Consider the following 20,527-nt stretch of genomic DNA (forward strand, 5'->3'; position numbering starts at 1 on the left):
CATCCTGAAGAAGATGGCGAGGCGTTATCGTGACTTTGCACCTGTCCTGGCAACAAAAATTCCGCGCCCTCATCGCGCTCACCCTGATCAGTCTGGCGTTGATGGCGGCCGCCTCGCTGTGGGCCAGCCACCGCCTGAGCAGTGCCCTGCAGGCCAGGGAACAGGCGGCGAGCTACGCCAGCGCCAGCACCGAACTGATGAACCGCTGGTGGCGGCAGAACGCCCAGCGCCAGCAGCTCACGCCCGAACAGCTGGCGGCATTCGGCAGCGGTCTCGATGAACTGCACGAACTCGTCGGACAACTGTTGACCAAGGCTCAAGCCCTGCGAGACGACGATACCCTGCAACACGCACAGCGGATCCAGGCCATCCTCGAGGAGGAGCTGGAACAACAGCGCCAGTGGCTGAGCTTCAACCAGGCGCTGGGGCTGTCGCCCTTCGATGGCCAGCGCAAGGTCCTGAGTGAAAAGGGCAAGGCCCTGGAAGCCATCAGCTTCGACCTGATCAAGCCGTTCATCACCAGCGCACTGAGCAGCCAGCGCGACTACCTGTCGACCTTCGATCCGGCCTTCGCCCAGATCGCACTGACGGCGATCGGCAAGCTGCAGGAGCAGATCGCCGACCTGGAGTGGCAGCAGACCCCGATCGGCAAGAACGTGCAGGCCTATGCCGATGCCTTCAGCGAAGCCCATGCCAGTATCGAGCGCATCAACGCCACCAACCAGCGCCTGGGCCAGCTGGGCGAAGACTTGCAGGCGCGCATGGCACAACAGGCTCGCGCCCTGCAGGACGGCCTGCTGCTGCGACGCGCGCAGGAGGCAGAGCAATCGCGCATCTCCGCGCTGTGGCTGATGGGCCTGAGTTTCCTGGCCGTCGCCGCCCTGCTCTGCTTCACCCTGCTGCAAGCCTCACGCACCCTGGTCAGCCGCCTGCGCAACGTCATCCAGCTGCTCAGCCAGGTGGCGTCCGGCGACCTCAGCGGCAAGCTGCCGGTGGGAAGCAACCGCCGCGACGAATTCAATCAGCTGGCAGACGCAGCCAATCGCATGATCCAGGGCATCGGTGGCATCGTGGCCGAGGTGGTACGTGCCAACGGCGAGCTGAGCCGCTTGCACAATCACCTCGGCGACGCCATGCGCCAGCTGGGTGACAACAGCAGCCAGGTGGAGATGCAGACCGAGCAGGCCGCCTCCGCCTCGCACCAGATCAGCGCCACCCTCAACGACATGGCGCAACGCACTGCGGAAGTCGGCAGCGCCACCACCAGTGCCTACGACGCGGCGCGCAACGGCGGCGAAGTGATCGCCGCCAGCGTGAACAGCATGAGCCGCCTGGCGCAGCTGATTCAGGACACGCACAACCAGGTGGACGCCCTCGGCCAGAGCAGCGCCCGGGTCAACGGCATCGTCGATGTGATCAACAGCCTGGCCGACCAGACCAACCTGCTCGCGCTCAACGCGGCAATCGAGGCCGCGCGGGCCGGTGATGCCGGGCGCGGCTTCTCGGTGGTGGCCGATGAAGTGCGCTCGCTGGCGCAGAAGACCGTGGCCGCCACCACCGACATCAGCGCCATCGTCGGTGAGTTCCAGCAACAGACCCGGCACATGCATCAGCTGATGAGCAACGGCCTGAACCTGGCAGCCGACAGCGAACGCCATGCGGCGCAGGTCGCCGACGCGATCACCTCGATCACCTCGGCGATGGAACGCCTGACCGGCGAGATGAACCAGGTGGTGGTCGCCATCGAGGAGGTGTCCACCACCACCGAGGACATCGCCGACAAGATGGAGACCATCCACGTGCACACCGGGCAAAGCAAAGAGCTGCGCCATACGCTGGGCGGTCATACCGAGGGGCTGTCATCCCAGGTCGACGCCCTGGGTCGCAGCGCCAGCCAGTTTCGCCTGGCATGAGCACGGCGGGCGCCAGCTCGAGGCTGACGCCCGCCGCCGTGGTTCAGCGCGCCTGCTCTTGGCGGTATTCGTGGATGATCCCTGCCCGCGTGTCACCGGCACGGGCCAGCCACTCCTCGGTCAGCCGCTGCCCCACCTCGACCAGCCCCTGCTGCAGGGCCGGATCGATGTCGCGAACCACCTGCATGCCATGCCGCGCGAGCATGCGCGTCTGGTACTCGGTCAGTGCCCAGGACAGCTCCCAGCCTGCCCGCTCGGCGCGCTCGGCCGCATGCAGCAGGGCCTGACGCTGCGCCTCGGGCAAGCGCTGGAAGGCACGCTCGTTGACGATCACGATGTTCTTCGGGATGAAGGCGCGCACGTCATAGAAGTGCGAGGTGAAGTCCCACGCGCGCAGGTCCACCCCCGTGGCGCTGGAGGTGAGCATGATGTCGACCTGGCCGTCGCGGAACGCCTGCGGCACGTCCTCGGTGTCGATGGTCGTGGGCCGGGCCTCGAGCAGTTGCGCCAGGCGCGAGATGGTCGGGTTGTAGCTGCGAAAGCTCAGGTCGCGGATATCGCCCGGCTGGCGCAGCGGCCGCGTGCTGAACAGGCTCTGCGCCGGCCAGGGCACCGCATACAGCAGGCGCACGCCATCGGCCAGCAGGCGCTGCTCGACCGCCCCGCGGCTGACGGCCCAGAGCCGGCGCGCCTGCTCGTAATCGGTGGCGAGAAACGGCAGGCTGTCCAGTTCGTAGAGCGGGTCCTCGGCACCCAGCGCGGACATGAACACATCGCCGAGCTGAATGTCGCCCCGGCTCACGGCGCCCTTCACCTGCGGCCGGCTGTACAGGGCAGAACCGGGATGCACGCGAATGTTCAGCTGCCCCTTGGTGGTCTGGCGCACATTCCTGGCAAAATCGACGGCCACGCGGCTGATGAAATTGCCAGCCGGTTGCTCCACCGACATCGACCAGGACGCGGCGCCTTGCGCGGATACTTTCATGGGTAGAACGACGAGCAACGCGCAGAGCGCGGACATGCAGGGAGCGGTCTTCATCGGGGTCCCCCGTTCGTGTCGGGTCGAAGGAAACGCAAGAGGCCCCGGTGCGGGGCACCGGGGATGCGCCAGAACGGCGCCAGGGAGCGTTCACCCGACGCACTGTCGACTCACGCGGCGCGCCCTGTCCAACGGGAAAAACCAGCGCCTCGCGATCGAAAAATCCGATGCCCGCCACCATCAGCTTTTCCTATCTCCGGCGGATGTTTTTATTAGTTGGACGCTGTTCCGTGGCAACGGAAAAAATGCAGCCATCAGCCAGGACAGCTCAACGCTGCTGGAATCGACAAGCCATGATTAGGATGCTCCCTTGAACAGCCTGCTTCTGAACTGCGACATCGGCGAAAGCTTCGGCGCCTGGACCATGGGCCTGGACGCCGAGGTCATGCCCTATATCGACTGCGCCAACATCGCCTGCGGCTTCCACGCCTCCGACCCCAGCGTGATGCGCAAGACCGTGGCCCTCGCCGTGGCGCACGACGTACGCATCGGCGCACATACCGCCTACCAGGACCTGGTCGGCTTCGGCCGCCGCTCGATGGACTGCACGCCCCAGGAAGTCGAAGACCTGATGCTCTATCAGATCGGCGCGCTGGAAGGCCTCTGCCGCAGCCAGGGCACCCGTGTCAGCTACGTCAAACCGCATGGTGCGCTGTACCAGGACATGATGCGCAAGCCCGCTACCCTGCGCGCGGTGATGAGCGCCGTGGCCAAGTACGATCGCCAGCTGCCACTGATGCTGATGTGCACCCGCGACAACGCTGCCGCCCAGGCACTGGGCGACGAGTTCGGCCTGACCCTGTGGTTCGAGGCCTTCGCCGATCGCGCCTATGACGCCGCCGGCTACCTGGTGAGCCGCAGCCTGCCCGGCGCAGTGCATCACGACAGCGAAGTGATAGTCGCCCAGGCCGTGACCCTGGCACGTGGCGAGGCGCTGCAGGCCAGCGATGGCAGTGCCCTGCCCCTGGTCGCGCAGACCCTGTGCGTGCATGGCGACAACGCCAGCTCGGTCGCGGCGGTCAAGCGTATCCGCCAGGCCTTCGACCATCTGGCCCAGGCATGAAGGCGCCCAGTGTGCGACTGGAAGTCGCCGGCATCGACAGCCTGATCCTGCGCCTGTTCGATCACATCGACGAAACCAACATGCCCTGGATGCTGGCGGCACGCACGCGCCTGCAGGCCGCCTTCGGCGACGCCCTGCTGGACCTGGTGCCCTCCTACACCACGCTGCTGCTGCACTATGACCTGTGCCAGCTCGACAGCGCCCAGGCGCGCGCCAAGGTCGCCGAGGCACTCGATGGCCTGCAGCCTGCCGACGTGCAGAACGGCCGTGAGCACCAGCTGCCGACCTGGTACGACCGCAGCGTCGGCCCGGAACTGCAGCTGCTGGCACGCCGCAGCGGCCTCAGCGAAGCCGAGGTGATCGCCCGTCACAGCGGCCATGCCTACCAGGTCTTCGCCCTGGGTTTCGCACCGGGCTTCGCCTTCATGGGGCTGGTCGAGGAAATCCTCGCCGCACCGCGCCTGAGCACGCCCCGCCAGCGCATCGCCGCCGGCAGCGTCGGCATCGCCGAGCGCCAGACCGCCGCCTATCCGGTGGTCTCCCCCGGTGGCTGGAACCTGATCGGGCGTACCCCGACCCGCCTGTTCGGCAGCGACATCGAGGGCTACAGCCTGCTGCAACCCGGTGACCGCGTGCGCTTCGTCGCTGTCGAACGCGCCGAATTCATTCGCCTGGGCGGTGACGACAGTCCGCTGGAGGCCAGCCAATGAGCGCGATCGGCAATGGCCTGCGCGTGCTGCGCAGCAGCCCTTTCATTCAGTTGCAGGATGCTGGGCGCTTCGGCGTACGCCACCTAGGCGTGACCCAGAGCGGCGCACTGGACTGGATCGCCCACCGCTGGGCCAACTGGCTGCTGGGCAATCCGCTCACGGCAGCCGTGGTGGAGATCACCCTCGGCAACCTCGAGTTCGAGTGCACCCGCGATGCGACCCTGGCGCTGACCGGCGCGGATCTCGGCGCGCGTCTCGATGACCAGGCCTTGCTGCCCTGGCGCAGTTTCAGCGTGCGCCAGGGGCAGCGCCTGAGCTTCGCCACGCCGCGCCAGGGCGCACGGGCCTACCTGGCCGCGCCCGGCGGGTTCAAGGCGCCCCTGGTACTGGGCAGCTGCGCGAGCATGCGCCGCGAGGGGCTCGGCGGCCTGCACGGCGACGGCCGCCCGCTGGCCGTGGGTGATGCGCTCACCTGGGACGCGGAGGCAGCCGCTGCCCGGCAGATGCCCGCTGCGCATATCCCCGTCTACGAGGATGCCCCCCGGCTGCAGGTGGTGCTCGGCGCGCAGATCGGTGACTTCCGTGGCCAGAGCCTGTTCGACGCCTTCAACAGCGAGTGGCTGATCGACCAGCGTGCCGATCGCATGGGCATTCGCCTCAACGGTCCGCAGCTGCAATGCCAGCGCGGCTCGATGATCTCCGAAGGCATTCCGCTGGGCGCCGTGCAGGTACCCCCGGACGGCCAGCCGATCATCCTGCTCAATGACCGCCAGACCATCGGCGGCTATCCACGCCTCGGCGCGCTGACACCCCAGGCGGTGGCGCGCCTGGCGCAATGCCTGCCGGGGCAGAGCCTGTGGCTGCAACCGACCACCCAGGACAGCGCACAGCGCAGCCAGCGTCGACTGCTCGCGCAGTGGCAATGAGCGGCCGCGCCCGGGCAATCCAGCACGTGCTGTGATGGACTGCCCTGGCGCCTGGCGATGCGTCGCTCATTTCTTTCACCAGGCGGTGCATCACCCGCGCGATGCATAGCGGCTGAAGGCGCAAATGCATTAAAGTCGGCGGTCTGCACGCGAGGTCGCAGTGCGCCTTGCCCATCCGCCAGAAGAGCCCGACGATGGAACACCGTGAAGCGCTGGTCGCGTTACGCCAATTTCTCTCCACCCAGATCCTCGGCCAGGAGAAGCTCATCGAGCGCCTGCTGATCGCCCTGCTCGCCGACGGCCACCTGCTGGTCGAGGGCGCACCGGGCCTGGCCAAGACCAAGGCGATCAAGGAACTGGCCGAAGGCATCGAAGGCGAGTTCCACCGCATCCAGTTCACCCCTGACCTGCTCCCGGCCGATATCACCGGCACCGAGATCTATCGTCCGGAGACCGGCAGCTTCGTGTTCCAGCAGGGGCCGATCTTCCACAACCTGGTGCTGGCCGACGAGATCAACCGGGCACCGGCCAAGGTGCAGTCGGCGCTGCTCGAGGCGATGGCCGAGCGCCAGGTGTCGGTGGGACGCAGCACCTACGACCTGTCGCCGCTGTTCCTGGTCATGGCCACGCAGAACCCGATCGAGCAGGAGGGCACCTATCCGTTGCCCGAAGCGCAGCTCGACCGCTTCCTGATGCACGTGAAGATCGGTTTTCCCGACGCGGCGGTCGAGCGCAAGATCCTCGCCCAGGCACGCGGCGACGCCCTCAACGGCGAGGCCAAGCCGGAGCACCGGGTCAGCCAGCAGGCGATATTCTCCGCACGCAAGGAAATCCTCGGCCTGTACATGGCCGATGCCGTGGAGGAATACCTGGTGCAACTGGTCATGGCCAGCCGCACCCCGGCCAAGTTCGACGCCGAGCTCGCCGACTGGATCGCCTACGGCGCCAGCCCGCGCGGCTCCATCGCCCTCGACCGCTGCGCACGCGCCCACGCCTGGCTGGCCGGGCGTGATTTCGTCAGCCCGGAAGACATCCAGGCAGTGCTGTTCGACGTGCTGCGCCACCGCATCATCCTGTCGTTCGAGGCCGAAGCCTCGGGCGTCGACCAGGACCGCGTGATCCAGCGCATCCTCGACGTGGTGGCGGTGGCATAGATGCAGCCGCAAGCTGCAAGCCACAAGCTGCAGGCGGGCATCCAGGTCGATCTCGGCGAGCTGATCGAGATGCGTCACAAGGCGCATGAGGTGCCGCTGTTCTCCACCCCCGCACGGCGCAGCCCGCTCACCGGCCTGCACCATTCGCGGCTGCGCGGACGCGGCGTGGACTTCGACCAGGTGCGCGTCTACCAGCCCGGCGACGACGTGCGCACCATCGACTGGCGCGTCACCGCGCGTACCCAGGAACCGCATACCAAGCTGTTCCACGAAGAACGCGAGCGGCCGATCTTCATCATCGCCGAACAGAGCCAGCGCCTGTTCTTCGGCTCCGGGCAGTGCTTCAAGTCGGTACTCGCCGCCCGTGCGGCCGCGCTGATCGGCTGGGCCGCGCTCGGTCACAATGACCGCATCGGCGGCCTGGTCTTCGCCGACGACGAGCACCATGAGGTCAAGCCAAGGCGCAGCAAGCAGAGCCTGCTGCAATTGCTCAACCTGCTGGCCCGCGCCAACCAGGCGCTGGGTCCCGAGAGCCAGGCCAACCTCGCCCGTGACAACTTCGGCCTGGCCCTGCGCCGTGCCCGCGAAGTGCTGCGCCCCGGCAGCCTGGTGATCGTGCTGTGCGACGAGCGCGCCCTGAGCGATAACGCCGAGCAGCAACTCAGCCTGCTCGCCCGGCATACCGACCTGCTCCTGCTGCCGATGTCGGACCCGCTGGATCATGCCCTGCCGGCTGCCGGCCTGCTGCGCTTCACCCAGGGCGGCATGCAGCTGGAAGTCGACAGCCACAACGGCGACCTGCGCCAGGCCTATCGTGCCCAGGCCCAGGCGCGTGAAGCACGCTGGCAGCGCCTGGCGCAGAAGCTCGGCGTACCGCTGCTGCCGCTCAGCACGCAGTTCGAGCTGATCGAACAGCTGCAGGAGCAGCTCGGCGCGCTGCACCCGAGAAAAACCCTATGAACCCCATCGACCAGTTGCAGCCGCTGATCGAACCGGCGCCCGTGCCCTGGTGGCCGCCCGCACCGGGCTGGTGGCTGCTGGCGGCCCTGCTGCCGCTGCTCGGCTGGGGACTCTGGCAGCTGCTTCGGCGCTGGCGCCAGCGTCCGCCCGGGGCGCAGCTCGAGAGCGACCTGGACCCGCTGCGCCAGGCCGCGCTGGACGAACTGGCGCGGCTGAGCAAACCCTACGACGCAGCGCCGGCCGGCCCCTGGCTGCAACAGCTCAACGCCCTGCTGAAACGGCTGTGCCGCGAACGCTATCCGGACAGTGGCAGCCACGTGCTGAGCAGTCGCGCCTGGCTGGCGTTCCTCGACAACCGCTGCCCGGCCGCCGGCCTGACGCGCTGGATGATTCTGGTCGAAGGCAGCTACAAGCCGCAGTGCACGCTGAGCGACAAGGCCATCGCCGAGCTCGACCAGGCCATTGCCGTGTGGATTCGCAAGCATGTTTGAGTTCGCCTGGCCGTGGGTCTTCCTCCTGGCGCCGCTGCCCTGGCTGCTGCGCCTGCTGCTGCCGGCCGCCGATAGCGGCGATGCGGCGCTGCGCGTCAGCTTCCTCGACGAGCTGCAGGCCCTGAGCGGCCGCCGCGCCCGCGCCGCCCTGCCCAGCTGGCGCCAGCAGGCCCCGCTGGTGCTGCTCTGGTGCCTGCTGCTGTGCGCGGCGGCGCGCCCGCAGTGGGTCGGCGAGCCCTTGCCGTTGCCGGCCAGCGGCCGCGACCTACTGCTGGCGGTGGATGTGTCCGGCTCGATGGATTACGCCGACATGCAATGGGACGACGAGCCAATCAGCCGCCTGGAGCTGGTCAAACGCCTGCTCGGTGACTTCATCGATGGCCGCCGTGGTGACCGCGTCGGCCTGATCCTCTTCGGCAGCCAGGCCTACCTGCAGGCACCGCTGACCTTCGACCGCACCACCGTGCGCACCTGGCTGGAAGAATCGCTGATCGGCATCGCCGGCAAGAACACCGCCATCGGCGACGCCATCGGCCTGGCGGTCAAGCGCCTGCGCCAGCGCCCGGCGCAGAGCCGCGTATTGGTGCTGATCACCGACGGAGCCAACAACGGCGGCAGCATCGAGCCGCTGGTGGCCGCGCAACTGGCCGCCGATGAAGGCGTGCGCATCTATGCCATCGGCATCGGCGCTGACCCTCAGCAAGACGGCCTGGCTGGCGCGCTGGGCTTCAACAGTGGCCTCGAACTGGACGAACCGACCCTGCGCGCGATCGTCGATGCCACCGGTGGCGAATACTTCCGCGCACGCAGCCAGGCCGAGCTGGAGCAGATCGAACTCAGCCTCGACCGCCTGGAGCCCGTGGCCCAGCAACCGACTCTCGCCCGCCCTGCCCTGGCGCTGTACGCCTGGCCACTGGCGCTGGCGCTGCTGGGGTCGCTGCTGCTGGTCGGCCAGGTGCTGTGGCCCGACCAGCTGCGGAGGCGCGCATGATGGCGCTGTGGCCGGAATGGCTGCGCCCGCTGTGGCTGCTGCCGCTGCCCCTGCTGGCCTGGCTGCTGTGGCGCCTGTGGCACCGTGAACGGGCCAGCGGCCGCTGGCAGCTGCTGCTTCCCGCCGCCTTTCATAAGGTGCTGCTCAAGGGCGGTGACGGCCGCTCCAGCCGCCTGCCCTGGGTGGCCCTGGGCCTGGCCTGGTTGCTGGCCATCGGCGCACTGCTGGGGCCCAGTTGGCAGCGGGTCGAGCAGAGCAACCAGAAACCGGCCGATCCGCTGCTGGTGGTGCTCGAGCTGACCCCACAGATGCTCGCCAGCGATGGCCACCCCAATCGCCTGGAACAGGCACGGCGCAAGCTGCTCGACCTGCTCGAGGCGCGGCGCGATGCGCAGACGGCGATCATCGTCTACGCCGGTAGCGCACACAGCCTGGTGCCACTGTCCGATGACCTGGCCACCAGCCGCAACCTGCTCGAGGCGCTCAAGCCGTCGCTGATGCCCGAACCCGGCCGCCGTGCCGACCTGGCGGTGGTGCGCGCCCTGCAGATGCTCGATCAGGCGCAGCTTGGCCAGGGTCGCATCCTGCTGATCGGCAGCGCACTGGATGAACAGGAACGCAGCGGCATCCGCCAGGCCCTGGAAAAACGTGCGGTGCCGCTGCTGATCCTTGGCGTCGGCAGCCGCGAAGGTGCACCGGTGGTGCAGGAAGACGGCAGCTTCCTCAAGGATCAGCGCGGCGCCATCCTGGTGCCCCGCCTGGATGCACGCAGCCTGCGCGAAACGGCGGAGAGCAACGGCGGCCGCTACGCCCAGATACGGGTGGATGACGACGACCTCAGGCGCCTCGGCCTGTTCGACGCCCCCCAGGCACTGCGGGCGGCACAGGAGCCCACGCAGCTCGACAGCCATGTCGACCAGGGCTACTGGCTGCTGCTGCCATTGCTGTTGCTCGCGGCCTGCGCGGGGCGTCGCGGCTGGCTGTTCTGCCTGCCGCTGCTGCTGATGCTGCCGCCGCAGAGCAGCCAGGCCTTCGAACTGGACGACCTGTGGCTGCGCCCTGACCAGCAAGGCCAGCGCCTGCTGCAGGCGCAGCGCCCGGCCGAGGCCGCGGAGCGTTTCGTCGACCCGCAGTGGCAAGGCAACGCGCTGTACCAGGCCGAGGACTACGCCGCCGCCGCCGAGCGCTTCGCCCAGGGCGACACGGCCGCCGATCACTACAATCGCGGCAACGCGCTGGCCAAGTCCGGCGAACTGGAAGCGGCGCTGGATGCCTATGAACAGGCCCTGGAGCGCCAGCCGGAACTGACCGCAGCACAACAGAACAAGGCGCTGGTGGAAGAGGCGCTGCGCCAGCGCCAGGATCAGCAGCAGAACGGCGGCGATGCGTCTGCACAGCAACAGGACGACGCCTCGGGCGACGCCGGCGAACCGCACGAGGACGCAAGCGCTCAGCCCGCCGAAGGCCAGCCTGCGCAGCCCGGCCAATCCGGCAGCCGCGATGACAGTGGCAGCGACGGCGATGCCCAGGATGCAGGCGCAGGTGGCACGCAGCCGGACACGGGCGCTCCGGCGGAGCCGAGCGCGGGCCAGGGTGCCGTCACCGAGGGCGATCTGGGCGACGCCGCAGAGCGTCACCAGGCCCTGGAACAATGGTTGCGGCAGATCCCGGACGACCCGGCCGAACTGCTGCGGCGCAAATTCTGGTATGAACAGCAACAGCGTCAGGACTCAAGCCGATGAAGCGCTTCCTCTTCCTGCTTCTTCTACTGGTAAGCGGCCAGGCCTGCGCCGATGCCTTCTTCGCCAGCGTCGACCGCACGCGCCTGAGCGAGGGGGAAACCGTCGTGCTGACCCTCGAATCGACCGACCCGACCCGTTTCGGACGGCCCGATTTCAGCCCGCTGGACGAGAACTTCGAAGTCCTCGGCAGCCGCCAGGTCAATCGCCTGAGCAGCATCGGCGACACGCCCCGCGCCAGCACCCGCTGGATCCTCACCCTGCAACCCCGGCGCAGCGGCGAAGTGGTGATTCCGCCCATCCGCCTGGAAGACGCCGAGACCCTGCCCATCACCCTCACTGTCGATGCGGTCAGCGACGCCAGCGGCAGCGCCAAGCTGGCCCCGGTGTACATCGATGCCAGCCTCGATCAGGACAGCGTCTACGTGCAGGCACAGGCCGTGCTGACGCTGCGCATCTACCATTCGGTGTCCATGTACGACGACAGCACCCTGACGCCGCTGCAGATGCAGGACGCGCGCGTGGAACAGCTGGGCGAGCCGCGCACCTACGAGAAGCGCATCGGCGGCGTGCGCCACGGCGTGATCGAACTGCAGTACGCCATCTACCCGCAGCGCAGCGGCGAACTGGTGATTCCGGGGCAGACCTTCAGCGCCACCCTGGTCGACCGCTCGCGCAACGATGACTTCCTGCCCTTCGGCCCGCGTGCGGGCAAGGTCTCGCGGGTCAAGTCGCCGGACATCCCCCTGCGGGTCAAGGCCAAGCCGGCGGACTATCCCGCCGATGCGCCCTGGCTGCCGGCACGGGCGCTGGGCCTGGCGGAAACCTGGAACCCGCAGCCGGAACAGAGCCAGGTCGGCGACTCGCTGACCCGCCGCCTGATCCTCAAGGTCGATGGCCTGTCCAGCGCCCAGCTGCCGCCGCTGCCGGCCACCCAGGTCGAAGGCCTGCGCCGCTACCCGGACCAGCCGCAACTGAGCGACCAGAAGAGCGAGAGCGGCGTGGTCGGTACGCGCGAGGAACGCGAGGCCCTGGTGCCGAGCCGCAGCGGCGACATCGCCCTACCGGCGCTGGAAGTGGTGTGGTGGAACACCCAGAGCGACAGCCTGGAGCGGACGACGCTGCCCGCACGCACCCTGCAGGTGGCCGAGAACCCTCAGCTGCAGGGCGAGGACGCCCCCACGGCGAACCTGCCCGTCGCACAGCCACAGGAGGTGCCCGAGCTATGGCCCTGGCAACTGGCCTGCGCGCTGCTCGGCCTGAGCACCCTGCTCGGCTTCGCCCTATGGTGGCGCGCCCGAAGCCAACCGGCCATCCAGCGGGCCGCACAGGCGGGCCCCAGCCCGCGCACACTGCTCGACGACCTCAAGCGCGCCTGCCAGGCGGGCGACGCCCAGGCCACCCGTTATGCGCTCGATGCCTGGGCGCGACAGCAACCGGAAACCCTGGCCGACATGGCGGCGCGTTACGTGCCGCTGTCGGACGCACTCGATGGCCTCAACGGCGCGTTGTACAGCGAGACCGGCCAGCAGTGGCAAGGCGATGAGCTGTGGAAGGCGATTCGCAACCTGCCGGCGGCACAGGAACCGAGCGCAGCCCCGCAGGACAGCAGCGCATTGCCGCCGCTGTATCCGCGCTAGCAAGCGCAGCCGCACACACTTCACAGGCGCCCGCTTGCGGGCGATCCCTCGCGTAAACCCTGACATGGCGGCGCGTTACGTACCGCTGACGGATGCACCCGATGAGGCCGACGGCCCGCCGCACAGCGAAACCGGCCGGCAGTGGCAAGGCGATAAAACGTGCAAGGCAATTCGCAACCTGCCAACGCCCCAGGAACCGAGCGCGGCCCGCGCATTGCCGCCCACCCACTCCGTAGGAGCCCGCTTGCGGGCGATCCCAGGCACCAGCCAAGCCCCTCTGCCCGCGCCCATATCGCCCCTCATGCAACACGCATAAAAAAACCGCGGCCCTGGGGCCGCGGTTCTCGTCCTGCGCTATAGGCATCAGGCCTTGCCGCGCAGCTTCTCCGGGTTGATCAGGAAACGCGCCAGCGCCGGCAGCAGCCAGATCGCGCCGATCATGTTCCAGAGGAACATGAAGGTCAGCATCAGGCCCATGTCGGCCTGGAACTTGATCGCCGAGAAGATCCAGGTGGCCACGCCGATGGCCAGGCAGACGCCGGTGAACAGCACCGCCTTGCCCGTCGACTTGAGCGTCTCGTAGTAGGCCTCCTGCAGCGTCATGCCCTGACGCAGGTAGGTCTCAAGGCGGCTGTAGATGTAGATACCGTAATCCACACCGATGCCGACACCCAGCGCGATCACCGGCAGGGTCGCGACCTTCACGCCGATGCCCATGAAGGCCATCAGCGCGTTGCCCAGCACCGAGGTCAGTACCAGCGGCAGGATCACGCACAGCGTCGCCGCCAGGGAGCGGAAGGTCAGCAGGCACATGATGCTCACAGCCGCGTAGACCGCGATCAGCATGGTGGTCTCGGAAGCCGCGATCACCTCGTTGGTGGCGGCCTCGATACCGGCGTTACCGGCGGCCAGCACGACCTGCAGGTCATCGGTGCTGTGCTCTGCGGAGAACGCCTCGGCGGCAGCCATGACCCGCGACAGCGTCTCGGCCTTGTGGTCCTCGAGGAACACCAGTACCGGCGCCACCGAGCAGTCGGCGTTGTACAGGCCTTCGGCACGTGCGATGGAGTTGTTCAGCACATCCTGGTTACGCGACAGGGTTTCCCATTTCAGGTTGCCCTCGTTCATGCCCTTGATCACCTGCTTGGACACGGTGACCATGGAGATGGCCGACTGCACGCCCTGGGTGTTCTCCATCTTCCACATCAACTCGTCCATGGCGGACAGCGCTTCGTAGGTGGAGCAACGCTCGGTCGCGGTCTTGATCATCACCACCAGCACGTCGGAGCTGGTCGAGTAGTTGCGGATGACGAAGTCGTTGTCCAGGTTGTAGCGCGAATCCGGATGCAGCTCCGGCGCGCCCTGATCGAGGTCACCGATCTTCAGGTTCTGCCCGTACCAGACGCCACCGGCCAGGGCCACCACGGCAATCACCACGGAAATCGGCGCCACCATCGGGTGCGCGAAATTGGAGATGGCGCGCCACAGCGGATGGTCCTTGGCGGCTTCCTCGCGGCTCTTCTTCACGGCACGGTTGCCGATGCCGATGTAGGAGATCACCACCGGCAGCAGGATCAGGTTGGTCAGGATGATCACCGCCACGCCCATGGACGCACCGATGGCCAGCTCGCGGATCACGCCGATATCGATCAGCAGCAGGGTCACAAAGCCGACGGCATCGGAGAGCAGCGCGACCAGCCCGGGGATGAACAGCTGACGGAAGGCCATGCGCGCTGCGGACAGCGCATCGGTCGCCTCGCCGGAGGCCATGGCGATGCCGTTGATCTTCTGCACCCCGTGCGAGATACCGATGGCGAACACCAGGAACGGCACCAGCATCGAGTAAGGGTCCAGACCGAAGCCCAGCGTGTGCAGCAGGCCAAGCTGCCAGATCACCGCCACCAAGGTGGTGATGACTACCGCCAACGTGCTCTTGAAGCAGTGGGTGAACCACAGCAGCAGAACGAAGGTGATGCCGATGGCGACGGCGAAGAACAGCGCCACGCCGACCAGGCCATCGATCAGGTCACCGACCTTCTTGGCGAAACCGATGATGTGCACCTGCACATTGGGGTTCTGCGCCTGGTACTTGTCGCGAATCTTCTCTTCCAGCTCGTGGGAGAACTTCTGGTAGTCCAGCTTGATCAGCTTGCTCTGGTCGGCTGGGTCCGGATAGGACTCGAGCAGAGGAATGTCGACGATGCTGGACTTGAAGTTGTTCGCCACCAGGCGACCGATCTGCCCCGACTTGAGGATGTTGCTGCGCAACTCCTCGAGGCTGTCGGCGGAACCGTCGTAGGTCTGCGGAATCACTTCGCCGCCGGCGAAGCCTTCCTCGGTCACTTCGGTCCAGCGCACGCTGGGGCTCCACAGCGACTTGAGGCCGGAACGGTCGACGCCGGGGATGTAGAAGGCCTCGTCATGGATCTGCCGCAGCGTCTCCATGTACTCCTTGCTGAAGATGTCGCCTTCGGTGGCTTCCACCGAGATGCGCACCGTGTTGCCCAGGTTGGCCAGGTCGTTACGGTGTTCGAGCATCTTCTGGATGTACGGATGGCCCAGCGGAATCATCTTCTCGAAGCTGGTCTGCGGGCGCACCTGGGCAGCCTGGTAGAACAGGAAGATGCTGATCAGCAGACAGATCAGGATCACCGCCGGGCGATTGTTGAAGATCAGCCGCTCGAGATAAGAAGCAGGCTTTTGTTGATGCTTGGTCATGCAAAGGCTCCCGGCTTGTTATTGTTGGCCCAGATCGGCGCCGGTCGAAGCGGCGAGGTGAACGCCGCCCTGCCCCACCAGGATCAGGTTGCCGTTATCCAGTGCAGTCACCCCGGCCAGCGAAAGGCGGTCGGGACGGTTCATCAGGCTGAAGCTCTGCCCGTGGTCGGTACTGCGCAGCACGGTGCCGCCGTGGCCCACGACCACGATGCTGCCGTCGCGGAGCAGCGTACCGTCGGCCAGGCCGAACTCCAGCGGGCCATTGTTGGGGGTGTGCAGCGAGATCTGCTGCCAGCTGTCACCGAAATCGGTGGAGCGGAACAGGTGGCCGCGCAGGCCGTAGGCGAGCAAGGTGCCACTCTGGTCGGTACCGAGCACGCCGAACAGCGAGCCCTCGTAGGGCGGCTCTTCGATGCGTTCCCAGGTCTGCCCCCAGTCGGCGGAACGGAACATCTGGCCCAGTTCACCGACGATGAACAGACCGGAATCCTTCACTGCGGTGATGGCATTGAGGTGATAGGCATCCTCGTTGTCGAGGCGATCGCTGACGTCTTCCCAGGTCTTGCCGCCGTCGCTGGTTTCCAGCAGCGCACCGTAGGCGCCCACCGCGTAACCGGTCTGCAGGTCCTTGAACCAGACATCCAGCAGCGGCGCCTCGCGCTCGAGGTCTTCGAACTGCTTGGTCCAGGTCAGACCGCCGTCGCTGGTGACGAGAATCTGCGCGTCGTGACCGACCGCCCAGCCGTGCTTGGGATCGACGAAGAAGACCGAGGTGAGCATCTGCCGGGTCGGCACCTTGGCCTGCTCCCAGCTCTGCCCCTGGTCTTCGGAATGGAGAATGTGGCCACGGTCGCCGACGGCTACCAGACGTTCGCCAGTGTTGACGACATCCTGCAGCAGGCTGTGTACGGCCTTGGCGGACTCGATGGCATAACCGGCCTCCGCCGCTGTCGACGACGTCTCGGCGTATGCAGGCACGGCGGTGAAAGCCAGAACGGAAAGCACACTGCACAGCGAGAGCGCTTTAGCCAGCGGCGAATGGACACGAAGCGCCGATTTGTGCGCCGTAGTGGGCGTCAGACCGGACTGGGTGCGCCGCATGACGGGCTCACTCATATACCTTCCCCCTTTCTTGTTATAGGCGGTACTGCTCTCAATAGCAGGCCGCCCATCCTAGCGAGCTTAGGAAAGCCCTGACAATTAGCGCGACGTTATGTTTTGTTAAGGCAGAACCCGCGTTATAGAAGCCTATTCGCGAAGCTGATACGAAAAAGGCCGCTACTACTGTAGCGGCCTTGGCGCAAGGCTACACGACTATTATCGCGTGCCGCGACGACGCAGCGCAGCCGGCTTGAAGTAACCGTCGTCCGGAATGGCCTGGCTGAAGTCGATGGTGTTGTTCTCTTCGTTGTCCAGGTTCTGTACGTGGTAACGGCGCGCCTGAAGATCGTGGAACACGTCCAGGGCAGACCAGGTGGTCGGCAGGTCGTAGTAGTTCTTCAGGTAGGCGATGGATACGCGCCACAGCTCACCGCGGCCGTCGTACTGATCGACCACTGCAGCCTGCCAGCTGTCCTCGTCGAGGAACAGGGTGCGCTTGGAGTAGATGTGGCGGGCGCCCGATTTCAGCGTGCCTTCCACCACCCAGACGCGGTGCAGTTCGTTGCGGGTCAGCGCCGGGTTCAGGTGACCAACCTTGAGCAGGTCCTCGTACTTAACCTCAGGGCTGGTGACCTTGTAGTTGTTGTACGGGATGTAGATTTCCTTCTTGCCCACCAGTTTCCAGTCGTAGCGATCCGGAGCACCGTTGAACATGTCGGTATCGTCGGCGGTACGCAGGCCATCGGCGGCAGCGATCGGCGTGTCGTATGCCAGGTTCGGCGCACGACGCACGCGACGCTGACCGGCGTTGTAACCCCAGGCCTGGCGCGGTTCCTTGACCTGATCCAGGGTCTCGTGAACCAGCACCGCACCACCGGCCAGACGCGCCGGGCTGGTGGTGAAGGACAGGTAGTAGAACATGATGTTGTTCAGGTCGGCGAAGGAGCCGTTCTGCACGTAGTACTTGAACATGGCCTCCTGCTGCGAGGTCACCAGCGAGTAGGCACCATTGCGCTGTACCGCCACTTCCGAGGCACGACGCACGATGTAGGTACCACGATAACGGGCGATGTGGTTCCACAGCGCTTCCACGCCGTTCTGCGGAATCGGGAACGGGATGCCGCCATAGGCATCGGAGAAGCCGTTGCCGCCGTCGACCAGCTTGGCGCTGGTAGCGTTCTTGACGGTGTTGTCATAGACCCACTGCGGCGCCGAGCCGGAGCGACGGGTCTGGTAGACCGGCATCTGGTAGGTTTCCGGGTAGGCCTTGAACATGGCGATCTGACCCGGCGTCAGGTTGGCCTCGTACTGGCTCAGGTTGGCCGCGGTGATGGTGAACAGCGGCTTGTCTTCGGGGAACGGGTCGACGTGATGCTGGCCCGAGCGGGTGTAGCCGGCCGGTGCCTTGGTGATACCACCGGTCCAGGCCGGGATGGTGCCGGCGGCATTGCCGGCTTTCTCGGCACCGAAGGGCGTCAGGGTGTCGCCGAGTTTGGCAGCTTCCTGCGGGGAAACGGCAGCCAGTGCAGAGCCGGCGGAAAACGCCAGCGCAACGGCTACGGCCATCAGCCTGTGCTTGTTCAGCATGGGTAATTCTCCGTGAAGAGTCTGGCCGGGCGCCCACAAGCGCCCGGCGTTTTTCTGGTTATAGGTATTAGAAGGAGTACTTGACGTTCAGACCGATGTTGTCGCGATCACGCGAACCGTTGTTCTGGCCTGCGCCATAGAACTCGGTGTACTGGATCTCGGCTTCCAGGCTGTTGAGGTAGCTGGCGCGCATACCGACGGTGTACGCCTTGCGACCCTCGATGAAGTTGCCGGTCTGGTGCGAGTTGCCTTCGAAGTCGTGCTTGAACACGGCGAACGGCGACAGGTTCACGCCCGCGTAGACGTCGTTCCAGGTACCGGAGAGCACCAAGGTATACCCGTAAGAATCACGGTCGATCTGATCGTCGTCATCGAATCCAGAGACATACGAATTATTGGCGCGTCCCGCATAAGTACGCTCCTGCTGGCCGCCGGTCAGTGGGTTGAAACCCATATATTTGAGACGGCTGCCACGGATGTGCTCGGAAGCCAGCTCAGCAACACCAATCAAAGAGTCAAAGCCCAGAGACGGGCCAAAGTTGTAGATGGACCCCAAAGATGTGTTGAATGCTTCCACACGCTCATAGTTGTGGAAGACCGAGCCCCTGCACATTTGTCCACCGGAGACACGGGCGCAGGCCTGATCTCCCGAAATGGCGTTGTTGTAGAGGTTGGTCTGGCCGGTAACACCCTGCCCCAGAAGGTCACCGAGGATATCATTGGTGGTGCTGATACCAATCGGCATGTTCGGACGGTATGACAATTCACCGAACACGGAAGCCTGGCCAACAGTTGTATTGAAGCTGACGCCATACATGCGGACGTCTTCTACATACTCGCGGCGCGCAACTGCGTTGCTGGCAGCATCCAGGGTTGCGATGGCTCCAGCATTGGAACCAGCGATCCCCCCGAGCGCCGTCATGTTCACACCTTCATACCCGCTGAAATCAACAGCGATTTGCGGTTCCTTGGTGTGGTAATTGACGAAGTAGAAACCGAACTCTGTAGAGTTGAGCTCTTCAGCAATATAGCGAAACGCAACGCCATATTGGCCATCATCTTTGGCATTCAAGTCAGAGCCAACATTTGCCACTTTGAATACGCCTGTGGACGCATCCATGAAGTTGTTGACACCGTTCGGACCACTACCGAGGCCAGTGAGAGCGGCCAGAGCAGGCGTCGCGGCAATGCCCCTGTAAGCGGCAAAAGCAGGAGCCAATGCTGCGCTGGTGGTGTAAGCCTGGCTACCGCCGTCTGCAAAGAGATCGGTTTCGGAGAAGTAAGTACCCACTGGATCGACTGCAGTTTCCTTCCAGTTAAACTGGTAGAAAGCCTCCATCGACAGGTTGTCGGTCAGCCCCAGGTTGAAGCTCAGCGCCTCGACGGGCACCAGCACTTCCTTCACTTCGGAACCAGGCAGGCGGAACTTGGCCGCGTCGACCGGGTTGGTGGTGTTGATGCCGCCACGATAGAACAGGCCCTCACCCCAGTTGAACACCTGCTTACCGAAACGGCCGGACACCGGCATGTCACCCACATCCCAGTTCCCGTATACATAGGCGTCGAGAATCTGCGCGTCGCGGCCGGCCTTGTGACGGGTCTCACGGGTGAAGGTGTTGTCGTGCGGATTGGTCTGGCTCGGTTGAACCGGGGAATTGGCGTCGTAGTAATCGTTACGCTTGTCCATGATCTGCGTGTCATAGAACGCGGTACCACGAACGAACACACCGTAGTTCTGATAGGACACCTCGAGGTCCGAGGTGATCTTGAACACCTCGGAGACCAGGCCGGTATCGAAGTTGCGATTACCGTCGTTGGTGTTGACGTCATTATTGGTCTTGTCCTGCCCCTGGACGCGCCACAGTTGGCCGTAGGAGACGGTGGTATCGATGGAACCGGTGATCTCGTTGTCGGCGAAGCTGAACTCCACCGCCTGAGCCTGAGCGGCTACCAGCAAAGGCAGGACGCCAGCGAACGCAAAGCCGGCCTTGGCCGGGGCAAAACGTAGAACGGGCTTGCGGGACTTAATTTCCATCGAGACTCACTCCGTGGACAGATCATTCTTTTGGGCGATCCCATTTGGCGGGATGCGTTATGCCGTACTGGCGACGGCTTGTTTTTTATTCGTGCAGCGTATTCCAGGGACCTTTGCGCAGCTGCGCACGGTCGAATCCTGCTCGACACTGCAACCATGGTGCCAATTCAAACGGGTGTATCAGCGCAGAGCCGCTTGCCAGCGCCTTCGCGCAGTTTCTTTTCGTGACTGATCAGCCACTGACCAGTGCGTCAGCTATTCAGCGTGAAATTGGCGCACTTTGTCCTACGATCCGACGCTTTCTGCCACTCGAGCCCTGAGGGCACGAGGTTTTCGGCAACGAGCGGCAAGTCGATGTCAAGAGCCATGCGACCCTAACTTTAGTGTGCGCACGAATAACACGGCACCTGGATATTTCTACGGGTAACAAAAAAGTGTTACCAGCCATCGACTGGTAACA

General features: G+C 65.5%; 15 protein-coding genes. 10 read left to right on the top strand and 5 right to left on the bottom strand.

Annotation, left to right across the window (positions count from 1 at the left end; genetic code table 11):
• Positions 1–29 precede the first annotated feature (29 nt).
• A complete protein-coding gene (locus FIV02_RS15880; RefSeq protein ID WP_152489163.1) occupies positions 30–1,913 on the top strand; it encodes a methyl-accepting chemotaxis protein in 1,884 nt (627 codons plus the stop codon).
• A gap of 43 nt (positions 1,914–1,956) precedes the next feature.
• Here FIV02_RS15880 and FIV02_RS15885 read toward each other — a convergent pair whose 3' ends face one another.
• Positions 1,957–2,898: a TRAP transporter substrate-binding protein gene (locus FIV02_RS15885; protein WP_256662977.1), complete on the bottom strand. Its 942-nt coding sequence runs from the start codon at positions 2,896–2,898 to the stop codon at positions 1,957–1,959.
• A gap of 364 nt (positions 2,899–3,262) precedes the next feature.
• Here FIV02_RS15885 and FIV02_RS15890 point away from each other — a divergent pair, with 364 nt between their 5' ends.
• The 9 genes from FIV02_RS15890 to FIV02_RS15930 all read left to right on the top strand — a co-directional run bounded on the left by FIV02_RS15890 (position 3,263) and on the right by FIV02_RS15930 (position 12,626).
• Positions 3,263–4,015 (top strand): 5-oxoprolinase subunit PxpA, encoded by a 753-nt coding sequence (locus tag FIV02_RS15890; RefSeq protein WP_152489164.1) that lies wholly within the window; start codon positions 3,263–3,265, stop codon positions 4,013–4,015.
• The gene (locus FIV02_RS15895; protein ID WP_152489165.1) at positions 4,012–4,725 is read left to right on the top strand and encodes an allophanate hydrolase subunit 1; all 714 of its coding nucleotides are present in this window, start codon (positions 4,012–4,014) and stop codon (positions 4,723–4,725) included. Before FIV02_RS15890 ends, FIV02_RS15895 begins: the two co-directional genes overlap by 4 nt.
• Positions 4,722–5,651, top strand: a complete 930-nt coding sequence (locus FIV02_RS15900) for a biotin-dependent carboxyltransferase family protein (protein WP_152489166.1) — start codon at positions 4,722–4,724, stop codon at positions 5,649–5,651. The genes FIV02_RS15895 and FIV02_RS15900 overlap by 4 nt, the downstream gene beginning before the upstream one ends.
• 194 nt (positions 5,652–5,845) lie before the next feature.
• Positions 5,846–6,805, top strand: a complete 960-nt coding sequence (locus tag FIV02_RS15905; RefSeq protein WP_037056217.1) for a MoxR family ATPase — start codon at positions 5,846–5,848, stop codon at positions 6,803–6,805.
• On the top strand, positions 6,806–7,765 hold the full coding sequence (locus FIV02_RS15910) for a DUF58 domain-containing protein (RefSeq protein WP_037056219.1): 960 nt from the start codon (positions 6,806–6,808) through the stop codon (positions 7,763–7,765).
• Positions 7,762–8,256 carry a DUF4381 domain-containing protein gene (locus tag FIV02_RS15915; RefSeq protein WP_152489167.1) on the top strand — a complete coding sequence of 165 codons (495 nt, stop codon included), beginning with the start codon at positions 7,762–7,764 and terminating at the stop codon, positions 8,254–8,256. The genes FIV02_RS15910 and FIV02_RS15915 overlap by 4 nt, the downstream gene beginning before the upstream one ends.
• Complete coding sequence (locus FIV02_RS15920) at positions 8,249–9,247, top strand: VWA domain-containing protein (protein ID WP_152489168.1); 999 nt, start codon at positions 8,249–8,251, stop codon at positions 9,245–9,247. The genes FIV02_RS15915 and FIV02_RS15920 overlap by 8 nt, the downstream gene beginning before the upstream one ends.
• Positions 9,244–10,989, top strand: coding sequence for a VWA domain-containing protein (locus FIV02_RS15925; RefSeq protein WP_152489169.1), 1,746 nt, complete (start codon positions 9,244–9,246; stop codon positions 10,987–10,989). The genes FIV02_RS15920 and FIV02_RS15925 overlap by 4 nt, the downstream gene beginning before the upstream one ends.
• A complete protein-coding gene (locus FIV02_RS15930; RefSeq protein WP_152489170.1) occupies positions 10,986–12,626 on the top strand; it encodes a BatD family protein in 1,641 nt (546 codons plus the stop codon). Before FIV02_RS15925 ends, FIV02_RS15930 begins: the two co-directional genes overlap by 4 nt.
• A gap of 363 nt (positions 12,627–12,989) precedes the next feature.
• Here FIV02_RS15930 and FIV02_RS15935 read toward each other — a convergent pair whose 3' ends face one another.
• The 4 genes from FIV02_RS15935 to FIV02_RS15950 form a co-directional block, all read right to left on the bottom strand.
• Positions 12,990–15,344, bottom strand: a complete 2,355-nt coding sequence (locus FIV02_RS15935; protein ID WP_037056234.1) for an RND family transporter — start codon at positions 15,342–15,344, stop codon at positions 12,990–12,992.
• Positions 15,345–15,362: 18 nt separating this feature from the next.
• Positions 15,363–16,460, bottom strand: a complete 1,098-nt coding sequence (locus tag FIV02_RS15940) for a WD40/YVTN/BNR-like repeat-containing protein (RefSeq protein WP_371923176.1) — start codon at positions 16,458–16,460, stop codon at positions 15,363–15,365.
• A gap of 201 nt (positions 16,461–16,661) precedes the next feature.
• Positions 16,662–18,032, bottom strand: coding sequence for a DUF1329 domain-containing protein (locus FIV02_RS15945; RefSeq protein WP_037056239.1), 1,371 nt, complete (start codon positions 18,030–18,032; stop codon positions 16,662–16,664).
• 67 nt (positions 18,033–18,099) lie between these two features.
• Complete coding sequence (locus tag FIV02_RS15950) at positions 18,100–20,067, bottom strand: DUF1302 domain-containing protein (protein ID WP_152489171.1); 1,968 nt, start codon at positions 20,065–20,067, stop codon at positions 18,100–18,102.
• Between the last annotated feature and the right edge of the window lie 460 nt (positions 20,068–20,527).

The organism is Pseudomonas sp. THAF187a (assembly GCF_009363395.1).
GTDB lineage: Bacteria > Pseudomonadota > Gammaproteobacteria > Pseudomonadales > Pseudomonadaceae > Aquipseudomonas > Aquipseudomonas khazarica.

Bases quoted from the DNA above. Each gene is read 5' to 3' on its own strand.
- FIV02_RS15885 (WP_256662977.1), bottom strand. From the start codon at position 2,898: ATGAAAGTATCCGCGCAAGGCGCCGCGTCCTGGTCGATGTCGGTGGAG.
- FIV02_RS15895 (WP_152489165.1), top strand. From the start codon at position 4,012: ATGAAGGCGCCCAGTGTGCGACTGGAAGTCGCCGGCATCGACAGCCTG.
- FIV02_RS15900 (WP_152489166.1), top strand. From the start codon at position 4,722: ATGAGCGCGATCGGCAATGGCCTGCGCGTGCTGCGCAGCAGCCCTTTC.
- FIV02_RS15905 (WP_037056217.1), top strand. From the start codon at position 5,846: ATGGAACACCGTGAAGCGCTGGTCGCGTTACGCCAATTTCTCTCCACC.
- FIV02_RS15910 (WP_037056219.1), top strand. From the start codon at position 6,806: ATGCAGCCGCAAGCTGCAAGCCACAAGCTGCAGGCGGGCATCCAGGTC.
- FIV02_RS15915 (WP_152489167.1), top strand. From the start codon at position 7,762: ATGAACCCCATCGACCAGTTGCAGCCGCTGATCGAACCGGCGCCCGTG.
- FIV02_RS15920 (WP_152489168.1), top strand. From the start codon at position 8,249: ATGTTTGAGTTCGCCTGGCCGTGGGTCTTCCTCCTGGCGCCGCTGCCC.
- FIV02_RS15925 (WP_152489169.1), top strand. From the start codon at position 9,244: ATGATGGCGCTGTGGCCGGAATGGCTGCGCCCGCTGTGGCTGCTGCCG.
- FIV02_RS15930 (WP_152489170.1), top strand. From the start codon at position 10,986: ATGAAGCGCTTCCTCTTCCTGCTTCTTCTACTGGTAAGCGGCCAGGCC.
- FIV02_RS15935 (WP_037056234.1), bottom strand. From the start codon at position 15,344: ATGACCAAGCATCAACAAAAGCCTGCTTCTTATCTCGAGCGGCTGATC.
- FIV02_RS15940 (WP_371923176.1), bottom strand. From the start codon at position 16,460: ATGAGTGAGCCCGTCATGCGGCGCACCCAGTCCGGTCTGACGCCCACT.
- FIV02_RS15945 (WP_037056239.1), bottom strand. From the start codon at position 18,032: ATGCTGAACAAGCACAGGCTGATGGCCGTAGCCGTTGCGCTGGCGTTT.
- FIV02_RS15950 (WP_152489171.1), bottom strand. From the start codon at position 20,067: ATGGAAATTAAGTCCCGCAAGCCCGTTCTACGTTTTGCCCCGGCCAAG.